The organism is Nocardia sp. NBC_01327 (assembly GCF_035958815.1).
In the GTDB taxonomy this organism is placed as follows: Bacteria; Actinomycetota; Actinomycetes; order Mycobacteriales; family Mycobacteriaceae; genus Nocardia.
Map to the genome: position 1 here is coordinate 232,883 of NZ_CP108383.1, position 13,574 is coordinate 246,456.

Sequence of the window (13,574 nt, forward strand, 5' to 3'; positions counted from 1 at the left end):
GGTGTGAGTGTGCGGGGCCGCGAGCGGCGGTGGGCCGGGCTGGTGCCCGCCGGGTACAGCCTGGCGCTGGCGCTGCTGGTACTCGGGCCGCTGCTGGGCCCGGGATACCTGCTGCTCCGCGATGCCGTCAGCACCCCGCGCTCATACCTCACCGATTCAGCACTGGGACTCGGTGATGCCGCGCCCCGCGCCGTCCCCCAGGACGCGCTCATCGCCACCCTCTCCCCGGTCATCGACGGCGGCCTGATCGTCAAAGTCATCCTGCTGGCGGCACTTTGGCTCGCCGGCTGGGGCGCCGCCACCCTCGCCCGCGACCTGCTCCGCGTCTCCACCGGACCTCAACTGGTGGCCGCCACCCTCGCCATCTGGAACCCCTACGTCGCCGAACGCCTCCTGCAGGGCCACTGGAGCCTCCTCACCGGCTACGCCGCCCTCCCCTGGATTGCCCTCCTGGCCACCCGCTTACGCGCCGCCGCGGTCGTACCCGCGGCGGCAATCGACGCAGCCATACCTGCCGACCCGCCGGTTGTGGTGGCAGGTGCGGCGCGGCTCTGCGGTCTCTCTTCTCGCCGATGCGTCACCTGGGCTGCGCTCGGGGGATGGCTGGCGGCTGCGGGACTGACGCCGACTGGCTCACTGTTGGCCGGGTGTGTGGCATTCCTGCTGGTCGGGCGGAGGAATTTGGCTGGCGCAGTGGGGCTTTGGATCGTGGCGGCGGCGCCGTGGCTGGCGGCTACCGCACTCGCGGGAACGGGGGCCGAGCCATCGGATCCGGCGGGCGTGGCTGCCTTCGCGGCGCGGGCGGAGCCTTGGCTCGGGACACTGGGCAGCTTGGCGGGATTGGGCGGGATCTGGAACAGCACCGCTGTACCCGACTCCCGTACAACCTTTTTCGCGCTGATCGGCACGGTGCTGCTGCTCGGACTGGTCGCGACCGGCGTACACGCTGTCATCGGCAGGCGACCGCTCTCGGCCGGCGCAACAGCGAGGATCAGCCAGAGCGGCAATGGTGGTTCGCACACAGGCACATTCGGCTCCGGCGCGGAGGTGAGTATCGGCGAGGACAGCTCGGAGGCCGCGGGTCCGCATACGTGTCGGGTACTGATCGCAATAGCGGTTGCGGCCGTGGTGCTACCGGCGCTCGGGGCGACGGGGTGGGGACTTTCGGCCGGGGAATTCCTGGTGACGAAGGTGCCGGGGGCGGGGCTGCTGCGGGATACGCAGAAATTCGTGGCGCTGGCCATGCCCGGATTCGCGCTGTGCGCGGCGGCCGGATGCCGGGCGGTGTCCGAACGTATTTCGGCGGGACGAGCCGGCACTTCAGACCCGATCGCCGAGCACAGCGCAATGGCGCACGGCGCAATCGCCGAGCACAGCGCAATGGCGCACGGCGCGATCCCCGAGGATAGCGCGGTGACGCGCGACCGGAATGCGGGTGCTCGAATCGGCGGGGTCGCGGCGGTTTTCATTGTGCTCATGCTCGTGGCGCTGCCTGATCTGGCCTGGGGTGTGGGCGGGGCACTGCGGCCGGTGCGGTATCCGGGTGGGTGGGAGCGGGTGGCCGGGATGGTCGAGGCGCCGGGGGATGTGGCGGTACTGCCGGGCGGGATGTTCCGGAAGTTCCGATATTCCGGTAGCGCACCGGTTTTGGATCCGGCGCCGCGCCTGCTGCCGCGAGATGTGCTGCAAACGGGCGAACTTCCGGTGCACGGTGCGACGGTGTCCGGGGAGGGTGTGCGGGCGCATACGGCCGAGCAATTGCTGCTGCGCGGCGGCTCGGCACGCGAGCTGGCCGATCTGGGAGTGGGATGGGTACTGGTCGAGCGCGGCACGCCCGGCCCGCTGGGCGAATCGAAAACCACACTGGCCGAACTGAACTCGGTCTACAGCGATGCCGATCTACAGCTCTATCGGGTGCCGGGCAGCATTGCCGATCACGATGCGTCTGCTTCTTCGCGGCGGATTGCCGGGGCGGCGCATCTCCTGTGGGCCGTCCTACTCTGCGGCGGAATCCTTTCCGCGGCAGCACATATGGTCAGTCTTTCGGGAATCCCACAACGAATCCGACGAGAATCACGACCACGCTGATCACGACGATTATGGGAATAATCCACATACCTACGAGGCTACGACCCGCAGTAGTGCATTGCTATGGCTGCAGGACAGCGCTTCCGGCGACAAGTCCGGACATCCGTTCCCCGCGCGCTACCGCCGACAGCACGTGGAAGACCCCGTTTCCGGTTTGCTCCCAGGAGAATTCGCGCGCTCGCGCCCGGGCCTTCTCCCCCAGTACCGTCCGTGCTTCGGCATTGCCGAGCAGATCGCCCACGGCCTCGGTCAGTTGCGCCGCATCGTCCACGAGGACTCCGGTCACGCCGTCCACGATGGAATCGGTGAGCCCGCGGGAGCTGCGGTAGCCGACCGTCGGCACACCGTGCTGCGCCGCCTCGATCACCGCCAGGCCCCAGCCCTCCTTGCGCGAGGGCAGCACATGCACCCAGGCGCGGGACAGCAGTTCGTGTTTGCGGTGTTCGTCGACATGCCCGTGGAAGGTGACGGCGTCGGCTATGCCCAGTTCATCGGCGTGCGCGCGGAGGTTTCCGGCCCACCAGCCGCCGCCGATCACATCCAGGTGCAGTCCGGGAACGCGCCCGCGCAATCCCGCGACCACGGCCATGGCGTCTTCGATCTGCTTGTGCGGCACCAGCCGGGACAGCACGACAATGCTCGGATGCTCGGTGCGGGTGCTGTCGTCTCCGGCGGTGACCTGCGCGGGCACGGCCTCGGCGCCATTGCGCACCACCGCAATTCGAGTTCCCTCGACGCCCAGCGCGGTCAGTTCCTCGGCCGACGGCAGTGACACCGTCAAGTATTGATTGCCCCGGTGCACGCGCGGCGACAGCCGGGACTCGATCCACCAGCCGATCCGCCCGACCAGTCGTCCCGCGACCGGCCACTGCTCCCGATGCCCGTGATGCACCAGCACCACCGTCGGCGCGGCCGCCGCGGCCTGTGCGAAGAAGGGGATTCCGTTCTGGGTGTCGATCACCGCATCCGGCCGCACCCCGCGCAACGGCCCGACCCCGAGCCGGCCCAGGGCGATCGCGGCCAGCGCCCGCGGATACACGGTGTACCGCCCACCACCCCGGCTGATATCGATCCCCTCGACATGCTCCCGCCGGGCCGCGCCCGCATACCGCGCAGTCCGCAGCGTCACCTTCACGCCCCGGGCCGCCAGCTGCGCCCCCACCTGCTCCAGATACCGCTCACTCCCCCCGCCCTGCGGATGCCCGGTGTCGCGCCAGCACAGCAGCAGCACTTCACGCACGGGACGATCTCCAGGGTCAATGGCAGGGGGACAGCGAACAATGCGCTCCACCATATAACCCAGCCCCCGGTCTTGACCCAGCACCGGCCACCCGACTTTGTACCGACCGGCTCGTCACAGCAGCGTGCCGCGGCCGGTTTACCCCGCGGGGGCAGCCACCAGGCGCGGATGGACAGCTACCGCCTTCGAAAAAGGCGACGACCGATTTCGCGAGGATCGGGGTAACTCCCGGGGCACCCCCGGACCTTGTCACCCGCCTGACCGCGGCACGGATGCTCGGCCGGTGGGGGCACTTACCTGCCCGCCGAAGTTCCGGGGAGGCGGAACAGGCACGTGTCACTGTGCGAGACTGCTCGGCGTGCTTCGAGCCGAGGGGACCCATTCCGGAAGACCGCGTTTTGCCCGGCGGGCCACGTTGCGGCGGTCGCTACGGCTGCTGGGGAGTTTCCGGTTCGAACAGACCGATCCCGGGCTGTTCTACGGCGGTGTGGCCACCGATACGGCCGATCTGGTGGCCGATTTCTATCGGGATCTGACGGGGCGGTCGCTGCGCGGCACCATTGTGCTGGACGTGGGCGGCGGGCCCGGATATTTCGCGGACGAATTCGAGCGCGCGGGGGCGCGGTATCTGCCGGTGGAACCGGATCCGTCGGAGATGCATGCGGCGGGGTTGCGCGTGGCGGGCGCGGTGCGCGGATCGGGAATGGCGCTGCCCTTTCGCGACAATGCCGTAGATGTCTGCATTTCTTCGAATGTGGCCGAACATGTACCGCAGCCGTGGGTGATGGCCGAGGAAATGCTGCGTGTCATCAAACCCGGTGGGCTGATGGTCTTTTCGTACACCGTGTGGTTCGGCCCGTTCGGCGGGCACGAGACCGGGCCGTGGCACTATCTGGGCGGAGAGTTCGCGGCACGGCGATACCGGCGGAAGCAGGGGCGGGAGCCGAAGAACCGATTCGGCACCTCATTGTTCGCGGTGGGCGCGGCCGAGGGGCTGCGCTGGGCACGGCAGACACCGGACGACGTGCAGGTGCTGGCCGTTTTCCCGCGCTATCACCCACGGTGGGCCTGGTGGGTGGTGCATGTTCCGGCGGTGCGTGAACTACTGGTGAGCAACCTGGTGGTGATTGCGACGAAACAGGACTCAGCGCTGCAGTCTGCCGCGCCGCCAGATTCTGCCTAATCCGCCGGTGCATTCCGGTTCGCTCCAGGGTGACTCCTGGGTTGCGAGCCCGACCGTCTCCATTGCTGTGAGCCCGACCCGGCCGGCCAGCTCATTCACTGCGGCAACGGCTTCCGCTGCCTGCAACGCCGCAGCAGCCTGCTCGGTGGTGAGGGTGCGGCCCGGCAGGAATGACACCACCCAGCCGCCGACCCCCACGCTTTTCGCCTGATGAGGGGTGAGATCACTTGTCATCAACGATCTGTCGACCACTTGCACCGCCATGACTCGGACTCCCCTGTGCGGTAACGGTTCATGTATCGAGCGAGCTATCTGCAATAGCTATAAAGCATGCTCGCTACAGGTGCCGAATGCAATAGTGCGTTTCACGAAAAGCGAACCGACAGGTTGGGATTCGATTCTCCCATATGCCAAGAGTTAGCCCGAGGTATGCGGAAGTAGTTGCGCGCCTTGCCCTCCGGTACCGCTCAGAGGTCGGCGACGACCAATCGCAGCACCGGCTGACCCTTGCGCGCCGCACCGCGCGTACTTTCGACGACCTCCACCTGCCAGCCCGGCGGCAACACCCGCTGCAACTGACCGGCAGCCCGCTGCATCGGCGTACTCGCGGGCACCACAGGACTTTCGGTGAACTCGGGAAAAATGAAAGAGTCGATGTCCACAGCGGTCATGCCGTTCGCCTACCTCTCACCAATGGAACCCAGGACGTCTTGAACCAGTGCGTAGTGAACCCAGTGCGCGTCGAGCGAGTAACCGGCCTAGAGAGGAAAACAAAAGAGAGGCACGGCAACCAGAATAGCAGCAGCTAATTAATAGCAACCGGCCAGAACGGTCGGTCGAGCGAAGCCATGCAGAGCATAGGACACCAATAGGCAAACCGAATTGCGAACCGCGTTTCAGGAACGAGTTCACCGGCCGACAAATAGACCGAAGAGTCGAATTTCAGTTCCGTCCCGCTCAGCGGGACGCTCGTCCGGACAATCTTCCGGACAATGGGGAGCAAAACTGTAACGTGTTCTCATGGAGTACCAGAGTCTGTTCATCGGCGGCCGCTGGACCGCACCCGCCGGCACCGAGACCATCCCCGTCGTATCCCCGGCCACCCTCGAAACCGTCGGCAGCGTCCCCAAGCCCACCCACGCCGACGTCGACGCCGCGGTCCGGGCCGCCCGTCACGCCTTCGATCACGGCCCCTGGCCGACCACCCCGCCCGAGGAGCGCGCCGAAGTCCTCGCCCGCGCCTCCCAACTGCTCGATCAGCGGTCGGAGGCGCTCGCCGCGGCACTCTCGGCCGAGACCGGCGCCCCGACCATGGCCGCCGTCACGCTCAACACCTTCCCCGCCAAGGGCACACTCGACTTCTACGCCGGGCTCGGAAAAGTCTTCCCCTGGAACGAAACCCGCACCGGCATCTTCGGCACCACCCGGGTGATGCGCGAACCCGTCGGCGTGGTCGCGGCCGTGATCGCCTGGAACGTGCCGCTGTTCCTGGCCATGAACAAACTCGCGCCCGCACTGCTGGCAGGCTGCACGGTCATCCTCAAGCCGGCGCCGCTGACACCGCTCACCGCGAATCTGCTCGCCGACATCTTCGCCGAGGCCGGACTGCCCGAGGGCGTGCTTTCGGTGCTCCCCGCCGATGCCGAGGTCTCCGAATACCTGGTCTCGCATCCCAGCGTCGACAAGGTCACCTTCACGGGCAGCTCCGCGGTCGGCCGGAAGATCGCGGCCATGGCGGGCAGCCAGCTCAAGCGCTGCTCCCTCGAACTCGGCGGCAAATCGGCCGCAATCCTGTTGCCGGACATGGATATCGCCGATATGCCCAAGCTCGCCTTCGCGGGCCTGATGAACAGCGGCCAGGCCTGCGTCGCCCAGACCCGCATCCTCGCGCCGCGCAGCCGGTACGACGAGATCCTCGACGCGCTCGCGGAATCCACGCGCGCCTTCCCGCTCGGACTGCCCACCGATCCGAATGCCCAACTGGGCCCGCTGATCTCGAAGACGCAGCGCGAACGCGTCGAAGGCTATATCGCCAAGGGCAAGGACGAGGGCGCGCGCCTGCTGCTCGGCGGCGGCCGCCCCGACGACCTCCCCGGCTACTACGTCCAGCCCACCGTCTTCGCAGATGTCACGAATTCGATGACCATCGCCCGCGAGGAGATCTTCGGCCCCGTGCTCTCGGTCCTGCCCTACGACACCGAGGACGAGGCGGTCGCCATCGCCAACGACTCCGATTACGGGCTCGCGGGATCGGTGTGGACCACCGATATCGAACACGGCGTCTCCATCGCCTCCCGCGTCCGCACCGGCACCTACGCCATCAACTGGTACGCCTTCGACCCCTGCGCCCCCTTCGGCGGCTACAAAACCTCCGGAATCGGCCGCGAGAACGGCCCCGAGGGCCTGGACGCCTACTGCGAGCAGAAGTCCGTCCTCATGCCCATGGGCATGTAACTGTCCCGCCTCCCCGCACCTTTAGCGCCGGGAGTTACGAAAACGGCCCGCCCACACCGGTTCGGTGCGGGCGGGCGGTTTCATGTCAGGGAGTGTGGGGGCGGAGCCCCCACGAGTTGCGCTTGTTGCGCACTTATCCCAGACGCTCCTTGAGAGCTTCGAACTCGTCGCGGATGCCGGAGGGCAGCTTGTCGCCGATGAACTCGAACCACTCCTCGATGAGCGGGATCTCCTTCTTCCACTCCTCGGAGTTGACCAGCAGCGCCTCGTCGACATCGGCGGCCACCACGTCCAGGCCCTCGAGGTCGAGGTGCGCGGCGGTGGGGACATTGCCGATCGGGGTGGGCTCGGCCTGCGAGCTGCCCTCGATGCGGCCGACGATCCACTCCAGCACGCGGGAGTTCTCGCCGAATCCGGGCCACAGGAAGCGGCCGTCCGCGCCGCGGCGGAACCAGTTGACGTAGAAGATCTTCGGCAGCTTGTTCGCGTCGGCGTTCTTGCCGATATTGATCCAGTGGTTCAGGTAGTCGCCGACGTGGTAGCCGAGGAACGGGATCATGGCCATCGGGTCGCGGCGGACGGTGCCGACCTTGCCCTCGGCGGCGGCGGTCTGCTCGGAGGAGAGCGTCGCGCCCATGAACACGCCGTGCTGCCAGTCGAAGGACTCGGTCACCAGCGGGACGGTGGTCTTGCGGCGACCGCCGAAGAGGATGGCCGAGATCGGCACACCCTGCGGATCGTCCCATTCGGGGGCGAGGGTGGGGCACTGCGACATCGGGGTGCAGTAGCGCGAGTTCGGGTGCGCGGCAAGCGTCTCCGACTCCCGCTCGTACCAGTCGTTGCCCTTCCAGTCGATGAGGTGATCGGGCGAGCCCTCCAGGCCCTCCCACCACACATCGCCGTCATCGGTGAGCGCGACATTGGTGTAGACGGTATTGCCGGCGTCGATGGTGGCCATCGCGTTCGGGTTGGAGCTGTGGTTGGTGCCCGGCGCGACGCCGAAGAAACCGAACTCCGGGTTGACGGCGTACAGCTGACCGTCCGGGCCGAAGCGCATCCACGCGATGTCGTCACCGAGGGTCTCGGCGCGCCAGCCGGGGATGGTCGGCTGCAGCATGGCGAGGTTGGTCTTGCCACAGGCCGACGGGAAGGCGGCGGCAATGTAGTACGCCTTGTTCTCCGGCGAGATCAGCTTGAGGATCAGCATGTGCTCGGCCAGCCAGCCCTCGTCGTGCGCCATCGCGGAGGCGATGCGCAGCGAGTAGCACTTCTTGCCCAGCAGCGCGTTGCCGCCGTAACCCGAACCGTAGGACCAGATCTCACGGTCCTCGGGGAAGTGGGTGATGTACTTGGTGTCATTGCACGGCCACGGCACATCGGCCTGGCCCTCGGCGAGCGGGGCGCCGACCGAGTGCAGCGCCTTCACGAAGGGCTTGTCGGTGCCGAGCTTCTCCAGCGCGGCGGTACCGGCGCGGGTCATGACGCGCATCGACACCACGACGTACTCGGAGTCGGTGAGCTCCACACCCAGCTTGGGGTCCTCGGCGCCGAGCGGGCCCATGCAGAAGGGCACCACGTACATGGTGCGGCCCTTCATCGAGCCGCGGTACAGCTCGGTCATGGTGGCGCGCATCTCGGCGGGGTCGACCCAGTTGTTGGTCGGACCGGCGTCTGCTTCGTTGCGCGAACAGATGTAGGTGCGAGATTCGACGCGGGCGACGTCGGAGGGATCGGAGAGAGCGAGGTACGAGTTGGGCTTCTTCGCCTCGTTCAGCTTCTTGAAGGTGCCCGCGGCGACGAGCTGCTCGGAGAGCCGCACCGCCTCCGCCTCGGAACCATCCGACCAGACCACGCGGTCGGGCTGGGTGAGTTCTGCGACCTCCTGTACCCAGGCAAGCAGTTCCTTGTGCTCGGTGGGCGCGGTGCCATCGTGTAGACCAGGAATGGTCGCTGAGGTCATGAAACAACTCTCCTGAGATGGGTGGCCCGGGGTGCTCGCGACACCGAGTGCCACCAATTGCGGCAAGGCACCCACCAGTCTTGCCGATAGCACGTCCCGGCTGGACGGCGTACAAGGACCAAGCGGACGCCCAGGTTCCTGCCATAGAGGTTAACGCCATATATCCCGGCGTATGGAATCGGGTTGTCCAGTCGGTACCGGGTCGAAACCTTCAACCAGCGACTATGCGAAATCGAGTGCGCCAATGTCACGTTCGCATGCCGCCAGAAGCGCAGGTCGCCGTTGCGCCGCCTGCCGCAATTGCGCCTCCAATTCCCCTACCCTGCGGTCTGTTTCGACCAGGTGCGCCGTCGTGGTCCGCACCACGTGATCGGTGAGCCGCTCCTCCGCCTCCACCAGTGCCGTCGCCACCCGCTGCTCCAACTGCGCCTTCACGTTGACCAGGGCATCCGCCACCCACTGGCGTAAATGAGCGCGATCAGCCAGCTGCCTGCGCGCCCGCACCACCCACCCCGCCGCGGCCGCGCCGAGCAGCAGACTGACCGGCGCCAGCGCGTAATCCACCGCCTCCCACAGCGCCAGCGGCAGCACCACCAGCCGCCCCAGCCCGAACCCTGCCGAGGCCCCTAACGCGATCATCAGATGATCTTCGACACCCCCGCAGCGCGGTTCGGGCTCCGAACCCACCCGCGGTCGCCGCTCCGGCTCCGTGGACAACGCCCCGACCTGCGCCGACACACCCGCCCCGGCCGTCGGCCCGCGATTTCCGGCCAGTTCCGATGTGCGAACAGCCTTCTCGACCAGTTCATCCAATGCAGCGAGCCGCTGAAAGCTCGCACGATCGATCTCCCGTGTGATCTTTTCCACCGAATTCTGTAATCCCTGCGGAAATCCCCCCAGCCCGCTACGCGGCAACCGCTCGATATCCGCCCGCGCCCCCGCATTGAGCGCCCGAACCCGCACCCCGACCTCGTGCAGCAGATCCACCCGAGCCAAATGCAACCGATTCCGCAGCATCCCCATCGCCGCCCCGCGCCCACCGTCATTCACCGCCAGCAACGTCGCCCGCTCGGCCCGCAACCCCGCAACATCCCCACCACTACGCAACTTCTCCAGCTCCCCCTCGATCCGCCGCCGCGTCTCGGCAATCACCCGCGCCCGCACGATCTCCACCTGATCCCCGGCAGCCCCCGCTCCGGCCGCCGCCACCAGCCGCGCATGCAGCATCGCCACACCCGACCGATCTGCCAGCGCCGCATCCCCATTCGCCCGCGCCACCACCGCCATCCGCGCCGAAACCGGGACGATCTCGGCCGGACCATCTGCCGAGAGCAGAGCCTCATCCCGCGCCAACACCTCCCGCCACTCTCGATGCACATGAAACCCATCGAGAGCGAACACAATCCGCGTCCCGTTCGCGCGCAACCCCTGGACCACACCCGCCATGTCCCGCCCGATGGGCGAACCCCCGTCCAGGAGAAGACAAGCGACCGGATCCAGCCGTTCCGCACCGACACGGGCAGCCCCGTCGACTTCTACAGGGAGTAACTCGACCCGAGGCGTCAACCGCGCCAGTTCGGCACGCAACAGCACAGAGTTCGTCTCCTGTCCGCCGATCAGTGCCACCGGCGCCACCCGCATGCCCGTACTGCTCCGCACGGCCAGCAGCAGGGCCAGGCCATGCGGATTCCACCGCATCACCACCGCTTCCGCCGCGACCGGAAGCGCCGGTACCACGCCGGACGATTCAGGCACCGATACCTCGTGTGATCCCGGCGAAACTTCGGGCGATCCGGCCGAATCAGACCGCGACCCCGTCGATGCCAGCGGACCCAGCGGCAGCGACATCGGCTTCGCCGCAACCGAAGACAATGCAGAATCCCGCTCGACGGGGTAGGGCGACTGCTCGTCGGCCGGCCGACTCTCCGGCGGGCTGACCGGATCGCTGAACCGCGGTACCGGTGAGCTGTCGGGCCGACTCGGATCGGACGGTGGTGAGATCGCGCGGGGCGGCGGCAAATTCAGCTCGGAGGATGACCAGGGCGCCGGTTCGGCCGCAGGTGGTGGCCCAGCCGATGCTCCCGGCGACGCGAGGGCCAAATGTGTTGGCGGGAGGCTCAATCCGGACGGTTCGGGCGACGGATGAGGGTCCGGGCGTTGCGGGCCGACGGGCAGCTCGGCAGGCCCCGGCTCCTCGGCCTGAGTGCCGGGTTTGCCTAGGGCTTGGCGGGTGCGGGGATTCGGTCCAACACCCGTTATTCGTTGTCGGGGGCGGGATCGGCTTGGTGGGTGGGAGATTCGGGGGTCAGGCGGCTTGTGGCTTCTTGGTAGCGGCGGTGGAGTTCGTGGTGGAGGGGGTCTATGCCGCTGGCGGAGTGGAGGATTTGGAGGAGGGACCGGGGGTGGAGGGCGGGGTTGTGGCGGAGGGCGGTGAGGGCGCAGGAGATGCCGTAGAGGTCCCAGCGGGTCAGGAGGGTGCGGCGGGCAGGGGTGTCTTCGGCGATGGCGGGGTCGGTGAAGAGGTCGGGGGTGAGGGTGAAGGCGGGGTCGGTTCGGGTGCGGTGGCGGTGCAGGGTGCGGAGGTCGGCGTCGGTGAAAGTGCCTGCGCGGGTGTGGACGGCGAGGGAGGCGACCGCGGGGAGGGTGCGGAGGCCGAGGGTCGCGGTGTGACGGTCGGCGGTCAGGGCGGCGTCGGACCAGCGGGTGCCGATGGCGTCGGCCTTGTTCAGGACCACAAGGGTGCGGTCCGGGGACAGGGTGGCGAGGACGCGGCGATCGGCGGGGTCGAGGACGCCGGGCAGGACATAGAGAATGAGGTCGCCGTCCAGGACCGGATCCGGTTGCCCGGGGACGTCGATGGGCGCTGTTTCTTCGGCGGATATGAGCGACAACGCATTTCGCACGGTGGATTTACCGGCGCGGGAGCGGCCGGTCACCTGGATGCGCGGTGGTCGCCCGGCCGACACGCAGGGCAGCTTAGTCGGCGTGCGTTGTGCGCGCGGAGATTTCGGCGGAGCGGGTGGGGTGCGGATCACGCACTGTGGGATAGCAGTGATGAGCTGCGGGTCTATCTGTGCGACAGCACAATTCGGTGCAACTGCTCTTCACAGATACCCCGAACTACCCTAGTGTTCGAACCGATCGACTGTTCATTCGACAGCGGCACACGACGGCTCCCTCGGGTCCGACAGCCGGACTCACTCTGGGAGGTTGCGATGACCACGACTGCCGACGATGACCTAGGTATGACCGATTCACCTGCGGGACAGTTCGATCCAGCCCCCACGCGCGCCGCCGACCGGCCGACCGCGCGACAGCCTCGGACACCCGTACGCCGGAGCGCTTCGCAGCGTCCGCTGCCGCCGAGCCGGGATCCGTTCCTCCGCCCGCCCAGCGGTTTCGCCGCGCAGGCCCCCGGCACCCTGCTGCGCAGTCGCCCGGTGGAATTGGCGCTGTTCGGACTGGTATCCCAGCAGGTGACAGCATGGCAGCTGCTGTACCGCAGCAGTGATCTGCACGGCCGGGCGGAGGTCGCGATCACCACGGTGCTGCTGCCGAAGGGCGCGGCGCCGGATGCGGATCGGCCGCTGCTGGTCTTCGGTTCGGCCATGGATGCGGTGACCGATCGCTGTGCGCCCTCGTACGCGCTGCGCAAGGGCGCGCTGTCGCCCGGTTCGATCACGCAGCTGGAGTGGCTGCTGGTCGCCAATGCGGTACGGCGCGGCTGGGCGGTGAGCATCGCCGATCATGAAGGCCCGCAGGGCGGTTTCGGAGTGCCACGCGAGCCCGGCTACCGCTCACTCGACGGTGTGCGCGCGGCATTGCGTTTCGCCCCGCTGGGATTGCGTCCCGATACGAAGATCGCGGTGTGGGGTTATTCGGGCGGCGGTATGGCCAGCGCCTGGACCATCGAGATGGCTCCCGAGTACGCCCCCGAGCTGAATATCGTCGGCGCCGCGCTCGGCGCGCCGGTGGGTGATCCGGGCGAGGTGTTCCTGCGTTTGAACGGTGGCGCGTTCGCGGGATTCCCGGCGATCGTCATAGCCGCACTGCATCGCGTGTATCCGGCCATGGCCGAGGTGGTCCGCGACGATTTCACCGATGAGGGCCGCCGCCTGCTCGAGCGTGTGCAGACGCTCGGCCCGCTCGCCGCACTTCCGCTGCTGATCGGCCGCCGCCTGGAAAACTATCTGAACCGGCCGCTCGATGACGTGCTGCCCCAGCTCACGGAGATGTTCGACGATATCCGCCTCGGCAGCGCGGCTCCGGCATGTCCCGTTCTGGTGATACAGCCGATTCACGATCAGGTCATCGGCGTCGCGGGAATCGACGGTCAGGTGCAGCGCTACCGGGAGGCGGGCGCCGCGGTCTGGTACATCCGGGATCGGCTCAGCGAGCACTTCTCGATGCTGCCGCTCTGCACTCCACTGAGCCTGGATTGGCTGGCCGATCGCATCGCCGGGAAAACTCTCACGGAACCCACAACCAAGACCGTCTGGTCGGTAGCCCTGGAGCCGTCGCACTGGCGCGGATTGGTGGAATTGGCAACTACCGCAATGCGTGTCACGTTCGGATGGGCTCTCCGGCAGGAGTCCGAGCCGGTCGCCGCCGAGGCGTCGGGCCTGGCAGCCTGAGTGATGGCACACGCC

At 67.7% G+C, this 13,574-nt stretch carries 10 protein-coding genes; 4 read left to right on the forward strand and 6 right to left on the reverse strand.

Annotated features, from left to right (window positions below):
• The first annotated feature begins 3 nt into the window (after window positions 1-3).
• Entirely contained in the window at window positions 4-2,088 is a 2,085-nt protein-coding gene (locus OG326_RS00970) for a hypothetical protein (RefSeq protein ID WP_327142738.1), read from the forward strand.
• Between the two features lie 61 nt (window positions 2,089-2,149).
• Here OG326_RS00970 and OG326_RS00975 read toward each other — a convergent pair whose 3' ends face one another.
• Complete coding sequence (locus OG326_RS00975) at window positions 2,150-3,328, reverse strand: glycosyltransferase family 4 protein (RefSeq protein WP_327142739.1); 1,179 nt, start codon at window positions 3,326-3,328, stop codon at window positions 2,150-2,152.
• A gap of 358 nt (window positions 3,329-3,686) precedes the next feature.
• On the opposite strand from OG326_RS00975, the gene OG326_RS00980 reads away from it, so the two are divergent.
• Window positions 3,687-4,511, forward strand: a complete 825-nt coding sequence (locus OG326_RS00980) for a class I SAM-dependent methyltransferase (protein ID WP_327142740.1) — start codon at window positions 3,687-3,689, stop codon at window positions 4,509-4,511.
• Here the strand turns inward: OG326_RS00980 and OG326_RS00985 are convergent.
• Together OG326_RS00985 and OG326_RS00990 are read right to left on the reverse strand one after the other, a co-directional pair.
• Window positions 4,473-4,775, reverse strand: coding sequence for a hypothetical protein (locus OG326_RS00985; protein WP_327142741.1), 303 nt, complete (start codon window positions 4,773-4,775; stop codon window positions 4,473-4,475). The two genes, OG326_RS00980 and OG326_RS00985, sit on opposite strands and share 39 nt — an antisense overlap.
• A 203-nt stretch (window positions 4,776-4,978) precedes the next feature.
• On the reverse strand, window positions 4,979-5,182 hold the full coding sequence (locus OG326_RS00990; RefSeq protein WP_327142742.1) for a hypothetical protein: 204 nt from the start codon (window positions 5,180-5,182) through the stop codon (window positions 4,979-4,981).
• Window positions 5,183-5,531: 349 nt separating this feature from the next.
• Here OG326_RS00990 and OG326_RS00995 point away from each other — a divergent pair, with 349 nt between their 5' ends.
• Window positions 5,532-6,965 (forward strand): aldehyde dehydrogenase, encoded by a 1,434-nt coding sequence (locus tag OG326_RS00995; protein ID WP_327142743.1) that lies wholly within the window; start codon window positions 5,532-5,534, stop codon window positions 6,963-6,965.
• A gap of 133 nt (window positions 6,966-7,098) precedes the next feature.
• On the opposite strand, the gene OG326_RS01000 is transcribed toward OG326_RS00995, so the two are convergent.
• The 3 genes from OG326_RS01000 to OG326_RS01010 all read right to left on the reverse strand — a co-directional run bounded on the left by OG326_RS01000 (window position 7,099) and on the right by OG326_RS01010 (window position 11,891).
• Window positions 7,099-8,925, reverse strand: a complete 1,827-nt coding sequence (locus tag OG326_RS01000; protein ID WP_327142744.1) for a phosphoenolpyruvate carboxykinase (GTP) — start codon at window positions 8,923-8,925, stop codon at window positions 7,099-7,101.
• 222 nt (window positions 8,926-9,147) lie between these two features.
• The gene (locus OG326_RS01005) at window positions 9,148-10,680 is read right to left on the reverse strand and encodes a hypothetical protein (RefSeq protein ID WP_327142745.1); all 1,533 of its coding nucleotides are present in this window, start codon (window positions 10,678-10,680) and stop codon (window positions 9,148-9,150) included.
• 500 nt (window positions 10,681-11,180) lie between these two features.
• Window positions 11,181-11,891, reverse strand: a complete 711-nt coding sequence (locus tag OG326_RS01010) for a hypothetical protein (RefSeq protein WP_327142746.1) — start codon at window positions 11,889-11,891, stop codon at window positions 11,181-11,183.
• Between the two features lie 249 nt (window positions 11,892-12,140).
• Here OG326_RS01010 and OG326_RS01015 point away from each other — a divergent pair, with 249 nt between their 5' ends.
• On the forward strand, window positions 12,141-13,559 hold the full coding sequence (locus tag OG326_RS01015; RefSeq protein WP_327142747.1) for a lipase family protein: 1,419 nt from the start codon (window positions 12,141-12,143) through the stop codon (window positions 13,557-13,559).
• The last annotated feature ends 15 nt before the right edge of the window (window positions 13,560-13,574 follow it).

Excerpts from the sequence above, each read along its gene's own strand:
- OG326_RS00985 (WP_327142741.1), bottom strand. The coding sequence starts at position 4,775 with ATGGCGGTGCAAGTGGTCGACAGATCGTTGATGACAAGTGATCTCACC.
- OG326_RS00990 (WP_327142742.1), bottom strand. The coding sequence starts at position 5,182 with ATGACCGCTGTGGACATCGACTCTTTCATTTTTCCCGAGTTCACCGAA.
- OG326_RS00995 (WP_327142743.1), top strand. The coding sequence starts at position 5,532 with ATGGAGTACCAGAGTCTGTTCATCGGCGGCCGCTGGACCGCACCCGCC.
- OG326_RS01000 (WP_327142744.1), bottom strand. The coding sequence starts at position 8,925 with ATGACCTCAGCGACCATTCCTGGTCTACACGATGGCACCGCGCCCACC.
- OG326_RS01015 (WP_327142747.1), top strand. The coding sequence starts at position 12,141 with ATGACCACGACTGCCGACGATGACCTAGGTATGACCGATTCACCTGCG.